Here is a 22,199-nt window from a genome sequence, read left to right as displayed (position 1 = left end):
CCATCTGGATTGCTCCTGAAACCAAGGAGCACTCCGATGCCGATTCCCTTCCCCTCTCGCCCGCCCGCATCGTTGCGCCGGTCGGGCGCGACGCAGAAGACCCCGCCCGCCACCCCGTCCTCGACCTGGCGCTGCATCTGCTGCGGCGGCGTGCTTGGCGTGTTCCGTGAAGGCCGGATGCACGTGAGCTTCGCGCGGGGGCACGAGTATTTCACGGGCTTTCCGGTCCAGGCGAAGTGCCGCGGCTGCGGCACGCTGAATCATACGAGCGGGCCGGCGCGCTAGAGCGCGCCTTCCCCCGTCCCCTTCAACCCCGAGAGGCGCATGACGCCCTGATCTGGTCCCCGAGAGGCGCTGGACGCCCGGCCGAAAGGCTGGCGTCCGGTGTCCTTTTCCTGGCACGAGATCCGCGAGGATCTGATGCGATCCTCGTCCAGGCTTCAGTTCCAGCGCAGCTTTGAGGCCCTGCGGCAGGCGCATGCTGCGCTAGCCCCATTCCGCGATCCGGTGGCGCTGTTCGACGGGCTGCATCGCACAAGGGACGCATCCGACGACAAGAAGCTGATCCTCACAGCCCTCGTCGAGGCGGCGCAGTCCGATGGTCCGGTGTCGGATTGCGCGCTGACCGTGATGCTGCTGGCGCTCTGGCCGGGACTGGACGCGATCCGGCACCGATCGATCCGGCGCAGGATCGGCTCCGCCGAGGAGATCACCTCGGAGATCATGTCGCGTACGACCGAGGCGGTCCGCGGACTCGATCTCGGGCGCGTCACCTGGATCGCGGCCACGGTGCTGCTCAATGTCGAACGCGACATGATCCGCGCACATCGCAAGCGGGCAGAGCACACATTCCTCACCAGCATCACCGCTCCCGATGACCTGCCCGCCGATCGGGCCGGAGGCCAGCAGGCTGCGGAGGCGGCAGCCCTGGAGGATGAACTGCGGAAGCTGCTCGGCATCGATGCCCTGCTGGTGATCCGTGTGGCGATCGAGGGATACAGCCAGGCGGAGGTGGCCGCCGAATTCGGTCTCACCCACGAGGCAGCCCGCAAACGCTACCAGCGCGCGATGCGCAGGCTTCGGGCCGCCTTCGTGGAAATCCCCTGAGCCGATGTCCCATCCGGCCTGCGCGATTGGCTTTTCCCCTGTGAGCGCCCCTCGGCGCCCCACTCGGAACAGGGGAAGACATCGATGACCTGCATCATTGCCACCACGCCCGGCGAGTTCCGCCGCCTGCCGGGCTTCTACCGCCGCTGGGAACTGGCGGAAGTCTGCGCCTCCAATCGCAGCTACCGGATCGAGGATGCCGGTCATCACGCCGACGGCACGCCGCTGCTGGCGATCTATGCCGATGATGGCGAGGATGCGATCGGCATGCCGGCCCCTGATCCGGCCGTGAGACCGCCTCAGGCCTGGGCGGTGGCCGATGTCTGATCGCCGCCATTCCCCGCTTGCGGCCAGTCTCGCCCTCGCGGCACTGCCGCGGATGATCAGCGTCTTCGGCCCGTGCCGCCTCGGTCCGCGCGAGGTGGAGGTCGCAACAGCGACGCTCGATGACCTGGCCTTTGCCCTCGACCGCCGGGCGGTGCTGACGCCCGCCGAACGCGCGGCGCTGGAGGCGCTGTACTTCCTTGCCCGCGAGCAGGGTTGCCAGGGCGGTGCCGCGGCCTTGCCCCTGGTTCATCGCCGGGGGGCGGCCTGATGACGGTTCATCCCGGCGCGCATCCGCCACAGCCCTCCCTGCTGACGACACGCGAACTTGCGGCGCGGTGGCGCCTGGCACCGCGCACGCTGCAGCGTTGGAGGGAGGCTCGCTACGGCCCGGCCTGGGTGAGGCTCGGCGGGCTGGTGTTCTATCGCCTGAGTGATGTCGAGGCCTTCGAGGCCCGGCAGAGCTTCACGCCGGACTGACCCATGGCGCGGGATCGCCAGTCCGGACCCGCGCAAGACAACAGGGAAGACAGCCAGGCTGCCGGCGGCGGCCCCTTCGGCATGGCCGGTCAAGGCTATGGCGATCTGGCGGCCCGGCTTCTCGACAATGGCTTTGAACCGCTGCCGATCCTCGCAGGAACAAAACGCCCGGCTGTGGACGCCTGGACGACAGCCCGGATCGACGAAGCGCAGGTATCCCGCTGGATCGAGACGTTTCCCATGTCCGGGGTCGGATTGCGAACCGGACAGCTCGTCGGCATCGATATAGATGTCCTTGACCCCGACACCGCGCACCAGATGGGGCGGATCGTCGAGGGCAGGCTTGGCAGTTTGCCAATGCGCGTCGGACTCTGGCCGAAACGGCTCTATCTCGCGCGAACCGAAACGCCCTTTGCCAAACTGTCTGCACGCAAGCTCGAATTCCTTGGCCTCGGCCAGCAGTTCGTGGCCTTTGGCATCCACCCGGACACCGGGCAGCCGTATTACTGGCCAGCCGGCGACACGCCGCTCGATCTGCCGCTTGCCGACCTGCCACTCGTCGACGAGGCCATCTGCCGCGATCTCCTGTTCGAGCTTGCAGCGCTCCTCCCTCCGATCGGGGAGCAGCAACGTCGGGCACGGCGAGGTGGAAACGCGGGTCCTGCGACCGGCCCGGTCCGCGATGCCGATGGGATTGTCGTCGACGGGCGTGACGGCTGGTTGTCGACGATCGCCTATCACGCGGTTCACGACGCGATCGATGCCGATCAAACCCTGGCCCCCGACATCCTGGCCGAACGCGCCTGGCAGCGGTTCAGCGCAACCACCGATCTGTCCCGGGGCAAGAAGGACAGCTCGACGTCCTATGATCTCCATGATGCTCTGACGAAGGTCTGCGATAAGCTCGGCCTTGCAGCGGCTGGCCGTCTGCCGCCACGCGCATCTCCGGACGCGGAGCCCGTCGAGGTCGAGCCCGGCCTGCCCGTCGGCGACGCCCGGGAAAAGCTCGCGGAAGCGATCGCAGCATTCTGCCGTTCGGCCGAGGACTGGAGCGCCTCGGGGTGCGAGGAACCGGGTCCACGGACCGGCCTCCGCGCCAGCGTCGGCCTCGGAAAGTCGGCGGTCTCACGGCGGGAACTTCTTGCATTGCAGCAGCGGCTGAAGGAGGCCGGCCTTCCGCATTGCATCCTCGTCTTCGTGCCATCCCTGGCGCTGGCGGACGAGGCGGCGCTCGGCTGGGCGGGCGACAATCTGCGCGTTGCCGTCCATCGCGGCTACGAGGCGATGGTGCCCGGGCTTGGCCGGACCATGTGCCGGGATCTCGACATGGTGAGGCTGGCTATCGCGTCCGGGCTTCCTGCCTTCCCCAATGCCTGCATGCGGCGCGGCGGCGCCCGTTGTCACACCTTCGACGCCTGTGCCAAGCAGGAGAACCTGCGCGAGATCGAAGAGGCCGATGTGGTTCTGGCGGCCTATGACAGCCTCTTCACCGGATTGTCGGTGCCGGCGGTCAAGGCAGCGCTGATCGTGATCGACGAGGGCTGCTGGGAGCGAGCCGTCCGTCGGACCCGGATTGGCCTCGCGGAGATCACTGCGGCCGAGGCCGTCGACACGCCGAGACTGGACGATCCCGAGGAGGAGGAAGCCGCCTGGACCGAGCTCTTCCGCCTCCGGACGCTGGCGAGTGACGCTTTGCGGGCCAACGGGGCGGGCCCGCTGATGAGGCAGCACCTTGTCGACGCAGGTCTCACTGTCGCGGCATGCGCCACCGCCGCCGCGCTGGAAATCCGGCTGCGCGTTGATCCCGGCCTGCGCCCGGGCCTGCCGCAGGGGGCGCGCCGACGCGCGGCGGAACTCAGCTGGGACGCCAATCGGTCGGTCCGGCGCGAGGCCCTGTTCCATGCCCTGGAGGGCTGCCTGCAGGGGGCCGAAGACCAGGACGGTCGTGTCCGGGTCATGCCGCCTGATCCCGGGACCGGCGCCGCTTCCATCGAGGTGACCCGCCTGCAGGGGATCGATCAGGACCTCGCCCAACTGCCGATCCTGCATCTCGACGCCACGCTGCGACCTGGCCTTGCCGGGACGGTGCTGCCAGGACTTGATGTCATCGAGATCGCTGCGTCCATGCCGCAGATGCGGTTGACCGCGGTGCAGGGCAGCTTCGGCAAGTCATCCCTGGTGGAGGATCCGAAGGCCGCTCCGGACGAGGCGCGGCGGCGGCGGAACCGGCTCCGGGACTGCGTCGACCATGTCCGCTGGGAAGCGACCCGTGTTGCGCCGGGCAGGACACTGGTGGTCACCTACAAGCAGATCGAACCGGCCTTCGCCGGAATACCAGGTGTCGAGACGGGACACTTCAAGGCCATCGCCGGACTGGATGCCTACAAGGACGTGGCGCTGCTGATCGTCATCGGCCGGCCGCTGCCCGGAAACGAGGATCTTGGGCACATCACCAGCGCCTACCTCGGACATGTGCCCATGGGTGCCTACCATCGGGTCCGGCGGGGCCTCTTGATGCGGGACGGATCCCGGCGCCCGATCGTCGCGATCGAGCACGAGGACCCGCTCGCAGAACTCATGCGTTCGGCTGTTTGCGACGATGAAGTGATCCAGGCCATCGGCCGGGGTCGCGGGGTGAACCGGACAGCGGCGAATCCGCTCGAGGTCCAGGTTCTGGCAGACGTTGCCCTGCCGCTGGTCCACGATCGCGTGCTGGCCTGGGAAGCCGTGATGCCGGACATCATCCAGCGCATGCTGCTGGCGGGACTGGCGGTGGATAGCCCAGCCGATGCGGCGGTGCTGCATCCGGGGCTGTTCAGTGACGAGAAGCAGGCGCAGAAGGCGTTGGAGAGGGCAGGATTTAAGCGACAAATCCCTATAGATAATCCTTATAGGGAAATGTCGCTTAAATCGGCTGCCTACCGCCGTCCCGGCCGGGGCCGCTCCTGGCAGCGGGCCTGGTGGATCGAGGCGATTGCGTCCGACCCGCGACGGCTGCTCGAGGGCGCAGTCGGCCCCCTTGCGGAATGGAAGCCGGGTTGATCGGGCGCTTCGGTGCGACAGGGATGCGCGATGGCGATGGCTTCACTCCTGTCCGGCATCGTCTCCATCTGTCGTCAATCAGCATTTATTGTCATTATTACAATATCTTGCCCCATCTGATATCCTTGTCCTGAGCCCCTCTGGACATGCCGCTTGTTGCGGCCCGGGGGGATGGGAGGCGCAGATGGACGGCGGACGGACCCTTACGATCGACTACCGCCCGATTGGCGACCTGATCCCCTATGCGCGCAATGCCCGGACCCATTCGGAGGCGCAGGTGGCGCTGATCGCGGGATCGATCCGGGAATACGGTTTCACCAATCCGGTGCTGGTCGACGGGACGAACGGCATCATCGCCGGCCATGGCCGGGTGCTGGCGGCGCGCAAGCTGGGGCTGGGGGCGGTGCCGGTGATCGAGCTTGCCCATCTGAGCGAGGCGCAGAAGCGGGCCTATGTGCTGGCCGACAACAGGCTTGCGGAACAGGCGGGATGGGATCGCGACCTGCTGGCGCTGGAACTGGGCGATCTGCGCGAGATGGCGGTGGACCTGGGAAGCCTCGGCTTCGAGGCGAGGGAACTGGATGCGCTGCTGAACGCAGGGCAGCCGGATGCCCGGGAGGAGGATGTCCCGGAGGCGCCCGCGGTCGCGGTCTCCCGTCCGGGCGACCTGTGGTGCCTCGGACCGCATCGGCTGATCTGCGGTGATGCGACGGATGCGGGGACCGTGGCCCGCGTTCTCGCTGGCGTGGTGCCGCATCTGATGGTGACCGATCCGCCCTATGGGGTGGGTTATGATCCGGCCTGGCGCAATCGGGCGGGACTTTCGGAGACGCGGCGCACCGGCAAGGTGCTGAATGACGACCGGGCGGACTGGCGCGAGGCCTGGGAGCTGTTTCCGGGCGAGGTCGCCTATGTCTGGCACGGCGCCCTGCATGCCACCACGGTGGCCGAAAGCCTTGTCGTCACCGGCTTCGCGATCCGCAGCCAGATCGTCTGGGCCAAGGAGCGGCTGGTGCTCGGCCGGGGCGATTATCACTGGCAGCACGAGCCGTGCTGGTATGCGGTGCGGGCCAGGGGCAAGGGTCATTGGACCGGTGACCGCAGGCAGACCACGCTGTGGCAGATCGCGAGCCGGGACCAGGACGCGGCCACGGTCCATGGGACGCAGAAGCCGGTCGAGTGCATGCGTCGGCCGATGCTGAACAATGCCTCGCCCGGCCAGGCGGTCTATGAGCCCTTCTCCGGATCGGGGACCACGATCATCGCGGCGGAGACCTGCGGGCGGCATTGCCATGCGTTGGAACTGGATCCTCCTTACGTCGATGTCGCGGTGGCCCGCTGGCAGGCCTTCACCGGGCGCGAGGCGGTGCTGGAGGCGACGGGAGAGACCTTTGCGACCGTGAGCGCCGAGCGGGCTGCGGAGGGGGGCCCGTGACAGGACGTCCGCCAGTCACCGTGACCGACGCGCAGCGGGCCGAGGTGGAGACGCTCGCCGCCGTGCTGAACGCCGAGCAGATCGCGGACTTCCTCGGCATCGGCCGGACGACCTTCTTCGCCTTGATGAACCGGGATCCCGATCTTTCCGAACGCTATAAGCGGGGGAAGGCGCGTACGGTGGGTGCGGTGGCGCAGAGCCTGGTTACCAAGGCCCGGGCCGGCAATGTCACGGCGATGATCTTCTATCTGAAGACGCAAGGGGGCTGGCGCGAGACATTGGAAGTCGCCACGCCGGCCAGTTTGCCGGAGAGCACGCTCGACCTGACCCGGCTGAGCGACGAGACTTTGCGCGAGATGCTGGCCATCTGCGAGCGTGGCCAGGCAGCGGACACCATCGAACTGGAGAAGGACAGGGCAAATGACCACTGGTCAATCCCCTAGCGCTTCGGCCTTCGAAAGCCTCACGGGCACGGTGGTGGGCTTCCTGCTCTCCCTCTGGGCACAGCGGTTGCTGTTCCCGGCGCTCGGTCATGACCTTGTTCTGGCCGAGAATGCGATGGTGGCAACGGTGTTCACTGCCCTGTCGTTGCTGCGCGGCTATGGGCTGCGCCGGCTCTTCAATGCCTTGCAGGACCGGCTGCCATGAGCGGGCCGCCCCGTAAGCCGAGCGCCTGGCGCCGGGCCGAGGGCAACCGCGGCAAGCGGGCGTGGAACCATGCCGAACCGGCGCCGCCGCGGGATCTGCCGCGCTGCCCCTCCCATCTTGGTGCCGAGGCACGCAGGGAATGGCGCCGACTTGTCGGAGTGCTGCACGACATGGGGGTGATCACGGTGATCGACCGGGCGGTGCTGGCAGCCTATTGCCAGGCCTGGGGCCGCTGGGTGGAGGCGGAGGAGAAGCTGCGCGAGACCCCGCTCTTGATCCGCACGCCCTCGGGCTATGTGCAGCAATCGCCCTGGCTGTCGGTGGCCAACCGGCAGATGGAACTGATGGGCCGCTACATGGCCGAGATCGGGCTGACCCCGGCGGCACGGTCGCGCATTGTCGTGCAGGGCACGCCGCAAACTGCGGAGCCGCCAGTTATCATCCGCCGCATCATCATCTCCGCGGCTGGCGACGAGGACAGGATGCTTGATGAGGGCGATGATGCCAAAGGGGTGATCACCCTCAGCCCCGACGCCACCAGACTTTGACGCAAGCGGCCTCTCCGCCGGTGGGCACAGACGACGACGTTCGACCGCACAAGTCATGCTTCTGCCATTAGATCATTGAAATCGCTACACTTCATGGCGACCTATCCTGTACCCTTCTGCGCAACGAACGTTACGCAGGTCTGTACGGGGGAGCACGAATGGCGGCGGCAGGGCGGCTGGTGGCCTATGAGCGGGTGTCGACGGCGCGGCAGGGGCTGTCGGGGCTCGGCCTCGAGGCACAGCGCAAAGCGATCGGGGCATTCGCGGCGGCGCGAGGTGCGGAGGTGTTGGCGCGGTTCACCGAAGTAGAGAGTGGGCGCAGGGCCGACCGGCCGGAATTGTCGCGCGCCCTGCATCTGGCGAAGGTGACCGGCTCCACGCTGGTGATCGCCAGGCTGGACCGGCTCTCGCGCAACGCGGCCTTCCTGCTCGCCCTCAGGGACAGCGGGGTGAAGTTCCTGGCCTGCGACATGCCGCAGGCCAATGACCTGACGGTGGGCATCATGGCGCTGGTGGCGGAAGCCGAGCGCGAGGCGATCTCGCGGCGGACGAAGGAGGCCCTTGCCGCGGCCCGGTCCCGCGGGGTGCGGCTCGGCAATCCGAACGGCGCCGCCAGCCTGCGGCGGGCTGGCAAGGGCGGGGCCGCCCTGCGCGCCGCCGTCACCGCCAATGCCCAGGGCTTTGCCCGCGACCTTGCCCCCGTCATCGCAGACATCCGGGCCGGCGGCGCGACCTCGCTCCGGGCCATCGCCGCAGAACTCGCGGCCCGTGGCATCAGGACAAGGCGCGGCGGGAACTGGCAGGTGTCGAACGTCAAGGCCGTGCTGAAAAGGATCGCCGGGCTGGAAGGCGGATAGGGCGATGGTCACCCCGCTGAACGGGGCGTGCCTCCGCCGTTCAGCCGGCCATCAACAGGCCAAACAGGATCGCGCCGCCCACAACCAACTCCGCTCCGGGAAGGCTGGCGAGCGCTTCCCTGATCTCGGCTCTGGCGCGGGATGACCGCGGCAGGGAAGAATTGAACGTGTGAAAAGGCATGATGCGGATCATCCAACGGGCCAGAGAATATTCGCGCAAGGGGTGTCCAACCGGGAAGTCACAGACAGGTTGAACCGGAAACACATGTAACGTCGGGGCCATCCCCTTGCGCTTCCCAAGCTAAGCCTTGCCCCGACACCCGGCCAGTTGTCTTTATCGGCAGGTTTTTGATCCGCGCAGAAACAATCCACGATGCTGCATCTCGATTGTAGTCGGGCCTGGCGGCCGTTGACGCGTAGCGCGGAGGCTATTAATCTTCGGGATGCTGCGAAGACAGCCTCGGCTGTCTTGGATGAGCCATAAGGCCATTCTGATCTGGAACTTCTTGTTCCAGGTGTCGCGGTCCGGCACGCGAACCACGAAATCATCGGGTCTTGCGCGAGCAGTCAGCTTCCAGCCGGGGAACGTCCTGTCGGACGGCGCGCATTCGCTTCTCATGAAGTCGAATGAAAGGACCCGTGCCATGGACGCGCTGAAGAATATCCGTAGGCAGAAGATGATCGAACAAGGAGGCTGCTGCTATTACTGTGGTCTGGCGATGTGGGAGAATGCCCTGAAGCCCGCCGTGCAGGCCCGAGGCAGATCGGCGGCATCTCTGAGGCTCCTGCAATGCACGGCCGAGCATTTGCATCCTCGTTCCGAGGGCGGTGCGGATACTGCCGACAACATCGTTGCCGCCTGCCGGTTCTGCAACAGCAGGCGTCACCGACGGAAACAGCCGCAGACGCCCGAAGCCTACCGCGCATATGTGCAACGGCGTATGGCAGCGGGCCGCTGGTTGGCGGCACAGATGGCGCCGTGAGGTTACGGCTGGCTGTCAGAACCTGACAGTCTCGAGGCCCGGCCTGGTCGGTCAGTTCCGGCCGCAGCATTGCTTGTATTTGCGCCCCGATCCGCAGGGGCAGGCATCGTTTCGGCCGGGCTTCGGGCCAGCCTTGAAAGGCTGGTCCGGAAGATTGGCGGGCACAGGGCGGGACAGTTCGGGTCGCGACTGGTGCAGGATGGTCGCCACGCAGTTCGGGATCAGATCGGGCGCTTCCAGATCAATCTGGTCAACCTCCTCCTCCGTGAACTTGCTGTCGCCTGTATAGATGTCCTGTAGAGCCATGATGAAGATCATAGCGCTGCGGGTCTCGTCATCTGCGCGATCGAGAAGCGCGTTCCAGGCATCCGGTCGCAATGCCATCGCCCGGGTGAACCCATCGACCCAAGGCTCCCAGAGGGTCTCGTCGCTGTTGATATCGACCTCATAGATGGGCTCGACCCACAGCGATGCCGTGATCCTGGCGGCAACATCGTTGTAATGCGCCATCACCGCCCCGATCGTTTCTTCGGCCGTTCCGAGATCGGCGAATCCAGCATTTCCGCTGACGCCCCAGACATGGGAGAGCCAATCCGAGGGTGGGATCATCTCGGGGCAGGCGAGAATGCCCGTCACGAAGCCGTCGAGTTCACTGACCGTCATCGGCTCGTTCTCGACGGCCAGCGCATGCAACAGGTCTGCAAGATGGTCGAGCCGTTCGTCTCCCGGATCCATGACACCCCCCTCTATGGTCGCAAGATCCTTAGCCGTGACGGGCTACGTCCACAATCCGGCGGCTGAGCGCCAGTCGCAATCTCGCAACAGAGGAAGGCCTGGCCCCTGATCGAGTACGCAATTGGGGTAGATGCAGGCGGAAGGGAAGGATCAAGAAAGGATGTCAGACGAACTGGTTGCCGACACCACGGTCACGCCTGTACCGGCACAGGTTCTGCCCTTCATCGCCGCACTCCGGCGAACGCTTGGAGCGCTTGACTGAACGTCTTGATACTCAAGAGAGAAATGATGTCCTCCACTTGCCTGTCTGCTCGTCAGATCGCGGCACTTTCTCAGCGCCGTCTTGTTCTATCCCCTGGGGGAGGATAGCGTCGTTCTATGACAAAGCCGCATGTCCACGCAACCCATCCCGCCCTCATCGCCCGGCTGAAGCGCGCCGATGGGCATCTTCGTGCCGTGATCGACATGATCGAGGCTGGAAAGCCGTGTCTGGAGATCGCGCAGCAGTTGCAGGCGGTCGAGAAAGCCGTGGTGAACGCCAAGCGCGCGCTGATCCATGACCACATGGATCATTGCCTCGATGTCGAGCACTCGACCGAGGATCGTGCCGAGTTGAAGGTCATCGCCCGATACCTGTGAGACCGCCCATGCTGGAAATCCTTGCCGACCGGACCTATCGCCATCTCTTCGCCGCGCAGGTCGTGGCGCTGCTGGGCACGGGACTGGCGACCGTCGCGCTGGGGCTTCTGGCCTACGATCTGGCTGGCGACAACGCGGCGATGGTGCTGGGCACGGTCTTCACCATCAAGATGGTGGCCTATGTGGGCATCGCACCAATCGCTGGCGCGTTCGCGAACCGGGTGAACCGGCGGGCGTTTCTGGTCGCACTGGATCTGGTGCGGGCGGGCGTTGCGCTCTGCCTGCCGTTCGTCACCGAGGTCTGGCAGGTCTATGTCCTGATCTTCCTGCTGCAATCGGCCTCCGCCGCCTTTACGCCGACCTTCCAGGCGACGATCCCGGACGTGCTGCCGGACGAGGCGCGCTACACGCGGGCGCTTTCGCTGTCGCGGCTGGCCTATGACCTCGAGAACATCGTCAGCCCGATGCTGGCCGGGCTGCTGCTGGCGGTGGTGAGCTACAATTCCCTCTTTCTTGGAACGGTGGTGGGGTTTGCGGCCTCCGCGGCGCTGGTCGTCTCGGTGCTTCTACCCAGCCCAAAACCCTCCGAGCCGCGCGGCATCTACGACCGCACGACGCGCGGCATCCGCATCTACCTCGCGACACCGCGCCTGCGCGGACTGCTGGCACTGAACCTCGCCGCCGCAGCGGCGGGGGCGATGGTGCTGGTCAACTCGGTGGTGCTGGTGCGCAGCACCCTGGGGCTGGACGCATCGGCGCTGGCCTGGACGCTGTTCGCCTTCGGTGCGGGCTCGATGCTGGCCGCGCTTGCGCTGCCGAAGCTGCTCGACCGCGCGCCAGACCGGCCGGTGATGGTTGCAGGCGCCGCGCTCATGGTGCTGACGCTTCTTGGCCTCGCCGTGGTGGTCGCCGTGCTCGGGCTCACCTGGCCTTTCCTCCTGACTGCGTGGCTGCTGGTGGGTTTGGGATACTCCGCGGTCCTGACCCCAAGCGGTCGCCTGCTGCGGCGGTCAGCGCACGCGGAGGATCGCCCTGCGCTCTTCGCCGCCCAGTTCGCGCTCAGCCATGCCTGCTGGCTGGTGACCTATCCCCTCTCGGGATGGCTTATGACGCAGTTCGGACCTGTCGTCGCATTGGGGCTGCTCGCGGCGCTGGCGGGCGTTGGCGCGCTGTCGGCCCTTCGCCTCTGGCCGCGGAAGGACCCCGAGATCCTTGAGCACAATCATGACAACCTTCCGCTCGACCACCCCCATCTCAAGGGTGCGCGGCGCCACGCGCATCCCTTCGTCGTGGACGACCAGCACCCCCGCTGGGCATCACAGCTCTGAAGGGCGCCCCTGCACCAGAGGCAGGTGAGCCGTAGCCCGCAATCCGCCCTCTGCGCGATTCGACAGGACCACGTCCCCGCCATGGGCGCGCAGGATGGCCCGCGCGATCGGCAGGCCTAGGCCGATCCCGCCGGTCTCACGCGAGCGCGACGTCTCGAGCCGGGTGAAGGGGTCAAAGACCTTCTCCAGCTCGTGCTCCGGGATGCCGGGACCCTCGTCCTCGATCAGCATCTCCGTGCGATCGCCAAGCTGCGTGACCGACACCCGCGCTCCGCTACCGAAGCGCTGCGCGTTCTCCATCAGATTGCGCAGGGCACGCCGGACCGCCGTGCGGCGGACTTCGGCCCGGACCGGTTCAGATGACATCACCGCGATCTGCGGACCCGTCTCGGACAGTTCGTCCGCGAGCTCGCCCACGAGCAGGGCAAGATCGCATGTCTCCATCGGCTGGTCGGTGGAGACGCCTCGCGCGTAGGCCAGCGTCGAGTCCACCATCTCCTGCATCTCGTCGAGCGTGGCGGCCATCCGTTCGCGCGTCTCGTCATCATCGACCATCTCCGCGCGGACCCGCAGCGCCGTGATGGGAGACCGCAGGTCGTGGCCGAGCGCGGCGAGCATCCGGGTGCGATCCGCGATCACGGCCGTAAGGCGCGCATGCATGCGCCCCAGTGCGTCGGAAAGGGCGCGCACCTCGCGCGGGCCGTGCCTCGGCATCTCCGGCGCAGGCACATCGAGGCCGAACCCGTCCGCGGCGTCGGCAAGCTGCCGGAGCGGACGGGTTATCCGACCAAGCCCGAACCAGAGCGCCGCCATCAGGAGTGCCAGCGACAGAAGCGTGGCGCCCATGAGCGCGGGCGGCGCCTGGATGTCCGGCCTCTGGAACCGGGCTTGGACGTTGAGCCAATCGCCCCCCACGAGCGGAATGGATATCCGGAACTCCACCGGCGCGACGCCAGCCGCGCGCATCCGCTCGTGTAGCCAGGCGAATGCGGCGGGCGGCTCTGCGGGCTGTCCATCATGCGGCGACACGGTGATTTCCGACGCGCGGATGTCGCTGCCGCCTTCGAGCGCCGGCAACTCCATGCGCCCTGTCTCGACTAAAGGCGCATCCCCCACGCTGAAGCGGACGAGGCGGGAGTTCACCGCTGCGAGGATGCTCTCCCGGCTCTCGGCCGGCGCCGTGTCGAGCGCACGGGCCACCGCCTCGGCGCGTTCGACCGTCTCGAACCGCTGCGCCGCCCGGATCGCCGCGCCGCGTTCGTCGGCGAAGAGCCAGATGCTGATCGCCTGTGCGGCGAGAAAGGCCCCGAGGATCAGCAGCGCCAATTGGCCGAGCAGGCTGCGGGGGGCGAGACGCATCACGTCACCTCGCGGACGTCGGCGGCGAGGCTGTAGCCGCCCGACCGGATCGTCGCGATGATCTGCGGATGCGCCGGGTCGTCCTCGATCTTGCGGCGCAGGCGGCTCACCTGATTGTCGATGGTCCGGTCGAACACATCCGCCGTGCGCCCGCTGGTGATGTCGAGCAGCTGGTCGCGCGATAGCACGAAGCGCGGCCGTTCAAGGAAGGCCGTCAGCAGCTTGAACTCCGCCGTGGTGAGCGAGACCTCGCGCCCGTCCTCGTGCGTCAGCGCGCGCGTGTCGGTGTCCAGCACCCATCCCGCGAAGGCGAGCTTGCGCCCGCCAAGCGTGCCCGCCAACGGCTCGGGCCGGTCGGAGCGGCGCAGGATCGCCTTCACTCGCGCCAGAAGCTCGCGAGGGTTGAAGGGCTTCACCAGGTAGTCGTCGGCGCCGACCTCGAGCCCCACGATCCGGTCGGTATCCTCGCCAAGCGCGCTCAGCATTAGTACCGGCGGGCCGCCTGCCGCAGCCAGCCGACGCGCCGCCGACAGCCCGTCTTCCCCCGGCATCATCACGTCGAGCACGACGAGATCGAAGCGGCCCGCGCGAAGCGCCGCGTCCATTTCGGGGACATCTTTGGCGGCGCTCGCGCGCAAGCCGTTCTTTTCAAGGTAGCGCGTCACCGCATCGCGGATTTCACGATGATCGTCGACGACAAGAATATGCGGTGCGCGGGCGGGATCGGTCATAAGTCCTTGATAGCGCGGGGCGACCCTGTTCGGGAGATTATTCTGTCCGGATCCGTCGCAACCGGCCGGATTTGCGACAGAGCGATACAATTCGGGGGTCGGACTGGCACTCTTCTGCGACAAGGGACCTCCATCTTCGCCTCATCGAAACGAGAAACCCGAAGAGGTGACCCATGAAACGCAAGACCATCCTGACCCTCGGCGCAGCCGCCACCGCCGCCGTGATCGGCGCCATCGCCATCCCCGCCATCGCCGGTGGCTGGGGTCCGCATGACGGTTGGGGCCCGCGACAGATGATGCAGATGATGCATGGCGACCAGGCCGGCTTCATGCAGGACGGCCGCGGCCCCGGCATGATGATGCAGCGCGGAGGACATGGACCGATGGGCATGACCGGCATGGTCGACAACCCGGTCTACCAGTCCTTCGACGCCGATGAGGACGGCACGGTGACCGCCGCCGAACTTGAGGCAGGCATCGCCGCGCTGCACACCGAGCACGATGCTGACGGGAATGGCGCGCTGTCCTCGGACGAGTTCGCAGCCCTCTTTGCTGAGGTCACCCGCGGCATGGCCGCGCGGCCCTTTACCATGCTCGATGCCAACGATGACGGCGAAATCAGCGCCGAGGAGATGGCGTTTCCGGCGCAGATGATGGCCCGCATGCAGCGCATGCACGGCGCCGATACCGAACAGCAATGACAAGAGCGTGCGGTCGGCGTCGCAACGGCGCCGGCCCGCTGCGCACGACGAGGGACCTGAGCCATGACCGCCACGACCACCGCTCCACAAGGATATTCCGCCACCCAGATCGCCCTGCACTGGGCCGTCGCCGTGCTCGTCGCCGGGCAGTACATCTTCAAGGACGCCATCTCCGGCGCTTGGGATGCGACCCGCGCGGGCGAGACCTATGCCTTCGACCCGCTGATCCTCGCCCATGTGGCGGGCGGCGCCTTGATCCTCGCCTTCGTCGTCTGGCGCCTCGTGCTGCGCCTGACCCGCGGTGTGCCTGCGACCCCCGAAAACGAGCCCGCGCCGCTGAAAACCCTGAGTCACATCGCGCACTGGGCCTTCTACGCGGTGCTCGCGGCGATGGCCGTTACCGGCTCGCTGGCCTGGTTCGCTGACGTGACACCCGCCGCACAGGCGCACAACGTGCTCAAGGTCGTGCTGCTGGCCCTGATCGTGCTGCACGTGCTCGCGGTGCCGTTCCACCGGCTCGTCCTGAAGAACAACGTGATGCGGCGGATGATCCGTCCCGCTGCCTGATCTGATCGCCCGATGCGGAGCCACCGGATCGGGCCACCCCACACCGGGAAAACTAGGGAACACACTCATGAAACGCCACCTGATTGCCACCGACACGTCGACCGATGACGCCCGCCCGGATGTCTTGGCAGAACTGCAGCTTGAATGGTTTCGAATGTCGACGGTAGGGACTTCGTGACGTCATGAGCCTTCTCCGAGCAAGGCCCGTTCAGCGTATCAAATCTTCAGTCCCCATGCTCCAGCCCGAGGGCGTCATTCCGATCAGGTGTCAGTTCCTCGTGGAAATCAACATCCTGGTGTTCTGACGGCTCTGATGTTGACGCTTGCCGCCCTCGCGGCCGACCCGGATCGCTTTCACCTGATCGACGTCCGCGACGCCGATGACTACGCGGCCGCCCAAGTGACGGGCGCCGTGCATATTCCGCTGGCTGCACTCGAAGCTCGGGTGGGTGAAATCCCTACCGACAGAACACCCAAGAAGATTCCGAGGCTGATCTGGCTCAAAGACTACGGGCTGCGCTGGGTGTATGATCCAAGTTTGAACAGAGGGAATTCGAACCATGCCTGAGACAAAAAATCAATCGCTGCCTATCGTCGATCTCGCGCGCAAGAATGACGAATTCCGCAAGGTCCTTTGGACCGGCGAGAAGACGCAGCTTGTGCTGATGGCCATCCCCGAAGGTGGGGAGATCGGCGGCGAGGTGCATGAGGGGCACGACCAATTGCTCTACTTTGTCGCCGGTAGCGGCCTTGCGAAGATCGGCGAGACCGAAAGCGAGGTCTCCGACGGCGACGTCAGCATTGTGCCGTCAGGAGTCTTCCACAATTTTTGCAACACCGGATCGGGTATGCTGAAGCTCTTCACCACCTATAGCCCGCCCGAGCATGAACCTGGCACCGAACATGCCACCAAGGCGGAGGCTGACGCGGATGACTGATCCAGCGTAGGACAGGCATGGCGCGAGCTCACCCTTAACAGGAACGAGCTGTTACTGCTGTCAGGCACCCCAGCATATCAAAAGAAGTGCTGGGGTGGAGAGCCGGCCTTAGAGCCATCTGTTTTCAAGTTCTCGTGGCGCTTCGGCTCCCAATAAAGGCCCGATCGAATGACACGCCCTGCCGAAACCGAATTGCCACTGCTTGTCGATGCACCGACCGAGGATCTTCCACGCAAAGGCAGTCGATTTCGTAAGCGTTACCTTCTGGTGCTGCTGATCCCGATCTTCATGTTCACTGGTGCGGTCATCGGTCTCTATTTCCAGCCGCCCGCCTTGCAAAAATTCTATGAACTGACGGGTCTGCAACCAGGCGGAGGGTCGGGCGCGCCGATTGCGTTGCCCCCCGGTGTCGAGCTGCCACGGGAAATGGCCGAAACCATGCTGCCCACCGATGTCGTGGGTCTGGCGCGCGTGATGCCGCGGGGCGATGTGGCCGTCGTGGCCGCACCTTACGGCGCGAGCGATGCGCGGGTCGCGGAGATCCTTGTCGCCGTCGGGGATCGTGTGGAGCGCGGAGCACCAATTGCGTATCTCGACAACCGGGCGGCGTTGGAAAGCGCCGTGTTCCTGGCGCAGGCCAATCTCGCGGTGCGACAGGCGACCCTTTTGCAGACCCGCAGCGCCGTGCAGGCCAGCAGGGACGAGGCGCAAGCCACCCTGGACCAGGCCCGTGGCACATACCGCGAAGCGCAATCGACCCTCGAGCGCACCGAGGAGCTGGTCGAGCGCGGCATTTCGACAAGCGTCACACTCGACGCGGCCCGCACCGCAGCCCAGGAGGCGGCACTTGCGATCACGCGCGCAGAAGCTACGCTTGCCCGGTTTTCATCCGCGGAGATCGACGACCAGCCCGATGTCGTGGTCGCGGCCCGCAATCTGGAGGCGGCTGAGGCCGAACTCGCGCGGGTGGAGCTCGATCTGGCCCGCGGCATCGTCGTCGCCCCGATCGCAGGAACGATCCTCGACATCCATGCCACTCCCGGACAGCGCCCCCCCTCCGAGGGCGTCATGGAGATGGGCGATATCAGCGAAATGACGGTCGAAGTTGAAATCTATCAGGACCGGATCGCCGCCGTTCAGCCGGGCCAACCGGTCGAGCTTGTTGCCGGCGCCATCGGGCGCACCCTGCACGGAACCGTCGAGACCATCGGCCTGACGGTCGGACGGCAAGGGCTGATGTCGGATGACGTTGCCGCGAATACCGATGCCCGGGTGATCAGGGTCGTGGTCGGGCTTGACGCAGAGTCATCGGAAATCGCCTCACGCTTCACCAATTTGGAAGTTATCGCCCGGATCGACACTGGCGCGGGTGGCAGGGGCGCGCAATGACCCGCTTTCTCGCGCGACTGTTGGGCCGATTGCCCATAGGCTGGCTGCAACTTGTCCACCAGCGCGGGCGCTTCGCCGCCGCGCTGTCAGGCGTGGCCTTTGCCAACGTTCTTGTCTTCGTCCAGCTTGGGCTCATGAGCTCGATGGGCGTCTCGACGCTGCGCCCCTATCAATTCTTCCAGGGTGACATCCTGATCTCCGCCGCCGACGCGAACACGCTGGTCGACGGCGGAAACGTCGCGCGGCAATGGATGCTCCAGGCCCTTGCCGACCCGGACGTCGTGGACGGCATGGGACTGTTCGTGGCGATGGTGCCCTGGGACCGGGGCGAGACCGACATAAGCCTGACGACCTTCGGCATCGACCCCTTCCGCGCCGATTTCCTTGCGCCCGAAATCGCAGCCGACATCGACGTGCTGCAGGTTCGGGACGCAGCAATATTGGACCGGCTTGCCCGTGGGCTCACGCAGGAGGAAGCGGCGGCGATCCGGTTGCAGACGCCGCTTTCCTTTGAGTCGCAAGGAAGGACCCTGACGGCCTACGACACCTTCGCAGGGGGTGGGGGCTTCGGTGGAGACGGATACCTGCTTGTATCCGATCAGACATTTCTGTCGCTGTTTCCGGCCCGCAGTTCCGGCGCCCCGGATCACATCCTCTTGCGCCTCCGGCCCGGAGCACAGCCCGACGCGGTGGCGGCGCGTCTGAAGGAGCTGATTGCCGACCCGACGCTGCGCATCCGCAGCTATGCAGATGCGATGGACGAGGAGGTGCGCTTTCAGCAGACCCAGCGGCCCACTGGCGTCATCTTCGGTTTCGGCGTGCTGATCGGCGTCCTCGTGGGGATCGTGATCGTCTTCCAGGTCCTTTCCGCCGATGTCGCCGATCATCTGCGGGAATACGCGACCTTCAAGGCCATGGGCTACGCACAGGGCTTCTTCCTTGGCGTCGTTGTCGAGGAGGCGGTCATCCTCGGCGTGCTCGGCTTCATCCCCGGCGTCATCGCCGGTTGGGGCATTCTGACGCTGATGGCCAAGGTGACGACCTTGCCGTTGTTCATCTCGTTCGGGATGGCGCTCACCGTCTTCATCGGTACCGTCGTGTTTTCGGCCTTGTCGGGGATGATCGCGACCCGGCGGCTGGCCGCGGCCGACCCTGCGGACCTGTTTTGAAGATGCCAGGCGAGGATTTCTCGATTCAAGCCAGCGCCCTGAACCACTGGTTCGGATCCGGCGAGGCGCGCAAACAGGCGTTATTCGATATCGATCTGCGGATAAGGCGCGGCAGTTTCATCGTGATGGTCGGCCCCTCAGGGTCGGGCAAAACCACGCTTCTGACCCTGCTGGGTTGCCTACGAGAAATCCAGGATGGGTCCGTTCTCCTGCTGGGTCAGGAACTGCGCGATGCGACGACCGCGCAAAACGTCCGGCTACGGCGTCGCCTCGGGTTCATCTTCCAAGCCCACAACCTCCACGAAAGCCTGACCGCGCACCAGAACGTGCTGATGGGCCTGCAGGTGAAGGGACACCTCGACCGGGAAGCGTCGGACAAGGCCGCCGCCCATGTCCTGACCCTTCTCGGGCTTTCTGACCGGCTGGACTACCTCCCCGCGAACCTGTCGGGCGGACAGAAGCAACGTGTGGCGATCGGCCGGGCCCTCGTCGGCAACCCCGATGTCGTTCTGGCGGACGAACCCACGGCAGCTCTTGACTGGGAAACGGCTGCCAAGGTCGTCGACCTCCTGAAGCAACTGGGGCGGGCGCGCGGCACAACGACCATGATGGTCACGCATGACAATCGCATCCTCGATCGCGCGGACCGCATCCTGACGCTGGAGGACGGCCGTCTCGTCGGCGACGAAGACCGAACAGGAAAAGGACTGGAAACATGACTACAAATTCATCTGTCAGATGGCCGCTGAGGGTCGCGGCCGGCGTGGCCGTCATCTTTGGCCTACTGACTATCGTATCCGGCGGCAGCGCGCTGTTCGGTGGCCCCGCCGCTGCGGCCGCCGCGGGAGATGCGGTCCCCTTCGTCCTGTGGTTCAATTTCCTGTCGGGGTTCGTCTACGTGCTCGCAGGAATCGGAATCGCCATGGGTCGCCGTTGGGCGGTCATGTTCTCCATTGGTCTGGCGGTGACGATCGCAGCGGTGTTCGCTCTCTTCGGCCTGTACGTCTTCCAGGGGGCAGCGTTCGAGATGCGCACGGTCGGTGCGATGAGCCTTCGCTTGGTTGTCTGGGTCGCTATCGCTGCGGTAGCGGCTCGGTACATTGCGTCAGGCAAAGCCGGTGATCGGGAGGATGACGCTCTCCGCTGACGGCATCGCGAGATTTCAATGTCGTGGTGTCGACGTGGAAGCAGACGGATGTAGCGTCAATGGATGAGTCTTGGAATTCAATGAAAACAATGGCTTAAGGTGGAGAAGGTTGTCTTTCAGGCCCATCTCCTCCGCCACTTGCCCTCGCGAAAGCGTTCTCCCGATCCGGCTCCGGCCGGATTTTCTCGTTGTTTTCGAGGGTTATGCGGGAGGGCCTCAGCACTGCCCCTGCTGCCAGGAGGCCCGGAAGCGGTCTCTCAAGGCCGATATTCTCCGGACCTGTTGACTGCGCCAGTTTGGTGAATTTCCGGCAAGTATCTGAAAATACAAGGATTGTTTAGAGCATCAACTAAGCACTTCGACGTGAGTGGCGTTCGCGAGATGGAACAGAAATCGAACTGCCGCCATCAAAAGATTTCGGTGCTGCCGTCGTCAAGAATGCGGACGGCCGATCCAGCACGAGCATAAGCCGTTGATCCGTCTGCAAACCGCCTCCGGATCCCCTGAGAGTGTTCGAAATTCAGCAGGGTGAATGCAGCGGACTCCGTGGGACCATCCGCCGATAAGCCTGCGCCGATCATGATCCCGCCAAGGTCTGTCAGAACGAAGCGGTCGTGGAAGTCTTCACCTCCTCGTATCTGCGACCATGCATAGAGCTCCAAACAATAGCCGGGTGGTAGCAGTCCTTTAACTTGAGCGGCTCCGTCTCGGGCGAGGAGCGCAGGCGGGGGACGAGAATTGTGATCACGGAAGTGGATTCTGATCGCCTTGGACGAACCAAAACCACCGGCAAGCCGAGCAAGCAGGCAGGCCAGTGGAGCGAGATAATTGCCCTCCGTTGGCCGAAGGTCGAAAAACGGGTCGACGATATCGACCTCCTTGGACACCGCAGTAATGGTGTAAAGGGCGCCGGCAATTTCATCTGCCGTCCTGATGACGTCACAACTGGTCACTGCTCCAAAGAGCGGATGCCCATCTGAGCAATCGTCTGGCTGCATGGCCTCGGCGCAGGCCGTCCTGCCAGCGTCGCATACGATCGCCTTGAAGGGTCGATTGGCATGTTCGCGCAGGGCGTTGTCTAACCAGTCCGCCTCGTGGTCATATGTGCGATTGAAATCGACGACTTTGTGCTTCGAGTTGCGCAACCGTTCGACGATGTCGGTCATGCGAACGTCTGGAACACCGGCGTCTCTCGCTGCCTGGATGACCTTTTTCTCCCACTTGACTGGAAGGCGTGAAATCAGCCGCCCCCGGTCCGCTCCAAAGCGGTCTATCAGGTCCTTGAAGGTTCGCCAGTCCGCGCCGATGGCTGCTGGATCTACCGCGTATTCCGACAGCATCAGAACAGTTCCTCGGCCCGTTCTGCGAAGAAGCCATGCGGCCATCGGTCTACGAAATCACCGTCTGAGCTCACGCGGAGTGGCCGGAAGCGGACGCCCTCGACCGAAGCCTCGACGTAGATTACCGAGAGATCATCCGGCGTCAGTCCGAGCATCCCGGGCGGCACCTCACCCTCGGTCTGCTCCCGCACACGGCGAAGAAGACGCAGCATGATATGCTCGCTGTGCGTCTCGATGATCAAAGTCTTTCCAGACGAAAGTCTGTCCTGGTCGCCATTCGCAGCCTTGATGAACAGATCGCCCATGCCGACCTGGATGGCGGGATGAACATGAAGCTCAGGCTGCTCAATCCCGAGAACGCCGTCCTGCTTACGCAATGAGGCGACGATCACCGGGACCATCTGCGAGATGCCGACGCCGACGTCACCCGGTGCAACCAGGATGCCCTTTTCGAAGTCCCGCAGGGCGATCTCCGTCCGCGTGCCGAGGCTCAAGTAGAGCTCCTGCAACTCGCCGATATCGTCCTCGTTGATACCCCGCTCGAACATCTGGTGCATGGCGCTGGGAACCGGGATTTCTTTGAACTCCACCCGCTCCAGCCTGTAAGTCGTTCTCAGCCGCTCCTCGCCAGAGAGCCGTAAGCGGCGGCTGGCTCCCACCTTCCCCCGGTTCCTCGGACCTGAGATTTCGCGCCTTACGGAGATGGGTGCGGGAGTTTCGCGATGGCGACTA

Annotated in this window: 28 protein-coding genes; 22 read left to right on the top strand and 6 right to left on the bottom strand. The window is 65.4% G+C overall.

The features are described 5' to 3' along the window. Positions 1–36 precede the first annotated feature (36 nt). From BW970_RS16445 to BW970_RS16395, 11 genes are all read left to right on the top strand, one after another. A complete protein-coding gene (locus tag BW970_RS16445; RefSeq protein ID WP_076533484.1) occupies positions 37–285 on the top strand; it encodes a hypothetical protein in 249 nt (82 codons plus the stop codon). 99 nt (positions 286–384) lie between these two features. Further along, positions 385–1,107 carry an RNA polymerase sigma factor gene (locus BW970_RS16440; RefSeq protein WP_076533483.1) on the top strand — a complete coding sequence of 241 codons (723 nt, stop codon included), beginning with the start codon at positions 385–387 and terminating at the stop codon, positions 1,105–1,107. Positions 1,108–1,191: 84 nt separating this feature from the next. Then, positions 1,192–1,434, top strand: a complete 243-nt coding sequence (locus BW970_RS16435) for a hypothetical protein (RefSeq protein ID WP_076533481.1) — start codon at positions 1,192–1,194, stop codon at positions 1,432–1,434. Continuing rightward, the gene (locus BW970_RS16430; RefSeq protein ID WP_076533479.1) at positions 1,427–1,702 is read left to right on the top strand and encodes a hypothetical protein; all 276 of its coding nucleotides are present in this window, start codon (positions 1,427–1,429) and stop codon (positions 1,700–1,702) included. Before BW970_RS16435 ends, BW970_RS16430 begins: the two co-directional genes overlap by 8 nt. Next, the gene (locus BW970_RS16425) at positions 1,702–1,911 is read left to right on the top strand and encodes a helix-turn-helix transcriptional regulator (protein ID WP_076533477.1); all 210 of its coding nucleotides are present in this window, start codon (positions 1,702–1,704) and stop codon (positions 1,909–1,911) included. The genes BW970_RS16430 and BW970_RS16425 overlap by 1 nt, the downstream gene beginning before the upstream one ends. A gap of 3 nt (positions 1,912–1,914) precedes the next feature. Then, positions 1,915–4,953, top strand: a complete 3,039-nt coding sequence (locus BW970_RS16420) for a bifunctional DNA primase/polymerase (protein WP_076533474.1) — start codon at positions 1,915–1,917, stop codon at positions 4,951–4,953. A gap of 184 nt (positions 4,954–5,137) precedes the next feature. Then, positions 5,138–6,388 (top strand): site-specific DNA-methyltransferase, encoded by a 1,251-nt coding sequence (locus BW970_RS16415; protein WP_076533472.1) that lies wholly within the window; start codon positions 5,138–5,140, stop codon positions 6,386–6,388. Next, positions 6,385–6,831 (top strand): hypothetical protein, encoded by a 447-nt coding sequence (locus BW970_RS16410; RefSeq protein WP_159441455.1) that lies wholly within the window; start codon positions 6,385–6,387, stop codon positions 6,829–6,831. Before BW970_RS16415 ends, BW970_RS16410 begins: the two co-directional genes overlap by 4 nt. Continuing rightward, positions 6,809–7,036, top strand: a complete 228-nt coding sequence (locus BW970_RS16405; RefSeq protein WP_076533469.1) for a DUF7220 family protein — start codon at positions 6,809–6,811, stop codon at positions 7,034–7,036. The genes BW970_RS16410 and BW970_RS16405 overlap by 23 nt, the downstream gene beginning before the upstream one ends. Next, on the top strand, positions 7,033–7,584 hold the full coding sequence (locus tag BW970_RS16400; protein ID WP_076533467.1) for a phage terminase small subunit P27 family: 552 nt from the start codon (positions 7,033–7,035) through the stop codon (positions 7,582–7,584). Before BW970_RS16405 ends, BW970_RS16400 begins: the two co-directional genes overlap by 4 nt. 158 nt (positions 7,585–7,742) lie before the next feature. Beyond that, positions 7,743–8,441 carry a recombinase family protein gene (locus BW970_RS16395; protein ID WP_076533465.1) on the top strand — a complete coding sequence of 233 codons (699 nt, stop codon included), beginning with the start codon at positions 7,743–7,745 and terminating at the stop codon, positions 8,439–8,441. A 40-nt stretch (positions 8,442–8,481) separates the two neighbouring features. On the opposite strand, the gene BW970_RS16390 is transcribed toward BW970_RS16395, so the two are convergent. Further along, entirely contained in the window at positions 8,482–8,661 is a 180-nt protein-coding gene (locus tag BW970_RS16390) for a hypothetical protein (RefSeq protein WP_144038979.1), read from the bottom strand. 253 nt (positions 8,662–8,914) lie between these two features. Between BW970_RS16390 and BW970_RS16385 the strand changes: the two genes are divergently transcribed. Beyond that, positions 8,915–9,424 carry an HNH endonuclease gene (locus tag BW970_RS16385; RefSeq protein ID WP_200799305.1) on the top strand — a complete coding sequence of 170 codons (510 nt, stop codon included), beginning with the start codon at positions 8,915–8,917 and terminating at the stop codon, positions 9,422–9,424. Positions 9,425–9,475: 51 nt separating this feature from the next. Here BW970_RS16385 and BW970_RS16380 read toward each other — a convergent pair whose 3' ends face one another. Continuing rightward, positions 9,476–10,159, bottom strand: a complete 684-nt coding sequence (locus BW970_RS16380) for a UPF0149 family protein (RefSeq protein ID WP_076533460.1) — start codon at positions 10,157–10,159, stop codon at positions 9,476–9,478. A gap of 378 nt (positions 10,160–10,537) precedes the next feature. Between BW970_RS16380 and BW970_RS16375 the strand changes: the two genes are divergently transcribed. Together BW970_RS16375 and BW970_RS16370 are read left to right on the top strand one after the other, a co-directional pair. Next, entirely contained in the window at positions 10,538–10,798 is a 261-nt protein-coding gene (locus BW970_RS16375) for a metal-sensing transcriptional repressor (protein ID WP_076533458.1), read from the top strand. A gap of 8 nt (positions 10,799–10,806) precedes the next feature. Beyond that, positions 10,807–12,126, top strand: a complete 1,320-nt coding sequence (locus BW970_RS16370; protein ID WP_076533456.1) for an MFS transporter — start codon at positions 10,807–10,809, stop codon at positions 12,124–12,126. On the opposite strand, the gene BW970_RS16365 is transcribed toward BW970_RS16370, so the two are convergent. Together BW970_RS16365 and BW970_RS16360 are read right to left on the bottom strand one after the other, a co-directional pair. Continuing rightward, positions 12,115–13,485 (bottom strand): ATP-binding protein, encoded by a 1,371-nt coding sequence (locus tag BW970_RS16365; RefSeq protein ID WP_076533455.1) that lies wholly within the window; start codon positions 13,483–13,485, stop codon positions 12,115–12,117. The two genes, BW970_RS16370 and BW970_RS16365, sit on opposite strands and share 12 nt — an antisense overlap. Next, the gene (locus BW970_RS16360) at positions 13,485–14,216 is read right to left on the bottom strand and encodes a response regulator (protein WP_076533452.1); all 732 of its coding nucleotides are present in this window, start codon (positions 14,214–14,216) and stop codon (positions 13,485–13,487) included. The genes BW970_RS16365 and BW970_RS16360 overlap by 1 nt, the downstream gene beginning before the upstream one ends. Positions 14,217–14,389: 173 nt before the next feature. On the opposite strand from BW970_RS16360, the gene BW970_RS16355 reads away from it, so the two are divergent. The 8 genes from BW970_RS16355 (at position 14,390) to BW970_RS16315 (ending at position 20,127) form a co-directional block, all read left to right on the top strand. Continuing rightward, a complete protein-coding gene (locus BW970_RS16355) occupies positions 14,390–14,917 on the top strand; it encodes an EF-hand domain-containing protein (protein ID WP_076533450.1) in 528 nt (175 codons plus the stop codon). Positions 14,918–14,980: 63 nt separating this feature from the next. After that, a complete protein-coding gene (locus BW970_RS16350; RefSeq protein WP_076533448.1) occupies positions 14,981–15,484 on the top strand; it encodes a cytochrome b in 504 nt (167 codons plus the stop codon). Between the two features lie 313 nt (positions 15,485–15,797). Beyond that, on the top strand, positions 15,798–16,052 hold the full coding sequence (locus BW970_RS16340; RefSeq protein ID WP_076533445.1) for a rhodanese-like domain-containing protein: 255 nt from the start codon (positions 15,798–15,800) through the stop codon (positions 16,050–16,052). Beyond that, positions 16,045–16,422, top strand: coding sequence for a cupin domain-containing protein (locus BW970_RS16335; RefSeq protein ID WP_076533443.1), 378 nt, complete (start codon positions 16,045–16,047; stop codon positions 16,420–16,422). Before BW970_RS16340 ends, BW970_RS16335 begins: the two co-directional genes overlap by 8 nt. Before the next feature lie 168 nt (positions 16,423–16,590). Beyond that, positions 16,591–17,811, top strand: coding sequence for an HlyD family efflux transporter periplasmic adaptor subunit (locus tag BW970_RS16330; protein ID WP_076533440.1), 1,221 nt, complete (start codon positions 16,591–16,593; stop codon positions 17,809–17,811). Further along, positions 17,808–18,980 (top strand): FtsX-like permease family protein, encoded by a 1,173-nt coding sequence (locus BW970_RS16325; RefSeq protein WP_076533438.1) that lies wholly within the window; start codon positions 17,808–17,810, stop codon positions 18,978–18,980. Before BW970_RS16330 ends, BW970_RS16325 begins: the two co-directional genes overlap by 4 nt. A 2-nt stretch (positions 18,981–18,982) precedes the next feature. Further along, a complete protein-coding gene (locus tag BW970_RS16320; protein ID WP_076533436.1) occupies positions 18,983–19,699 on the top strand; it encodes an ATP-binding cassette domain-containing protein in 717 nt (238 codons plus the stop codon). Positions 19,700–19,743: 44 nt separating this feature from the next. Continuing rightward, positions 19,744–20,127, top strand: coding sequence for a hypothetical protein (locus tag BW970_RS16315; RefSeq protein WP_327078260.1), 384 nt, complete (start codon positions 19,744–19,746; stop codon positions 20,125–20,127). Positions 20,128–20,534: 407 nt separating this feature from the next. Here BW970_RS16315 and BW970_RS16310 read toward each other — a convergent pair whose 3' ends face one another. After that, positions 20,535–21,467 carry a hypothetical protein gene (locus tag BW970_RS16310; RefSeq protein ID WP_076533431.1) on the bottom strand — a complete coding sequence of 311 codons (933 nt, stop codon included), beginning with the start codon at positions 21,465–21,467 and terminating at the stop codon, positions 20,535–20,537. Then, on the bottom strand, positions 21,467–22,199 hold a 733-nt coding region (locus BW970_RS16305), incomplete at its 5' end, for an AAA family ATPase (RefSeq protein ID WP_234978503.1). The genes BW970_RS16310 and BW970_RS16305, both read right to left, overlap by 1 nt.

The organism is Gemmobacter megaterium, assembly GCF_900156815.1.
GTDB classification, from domain to species: Bacteria; Pseudomonadota; Alphaproteobacteria; order Rhodobacterales; family Rhodobacteraceae; genus Wagnerdoeblera; species Wagnerdoeblera megaterium.
This window is presented reverse-complemented; position numbering and strand designations above follow the sequence as displayed.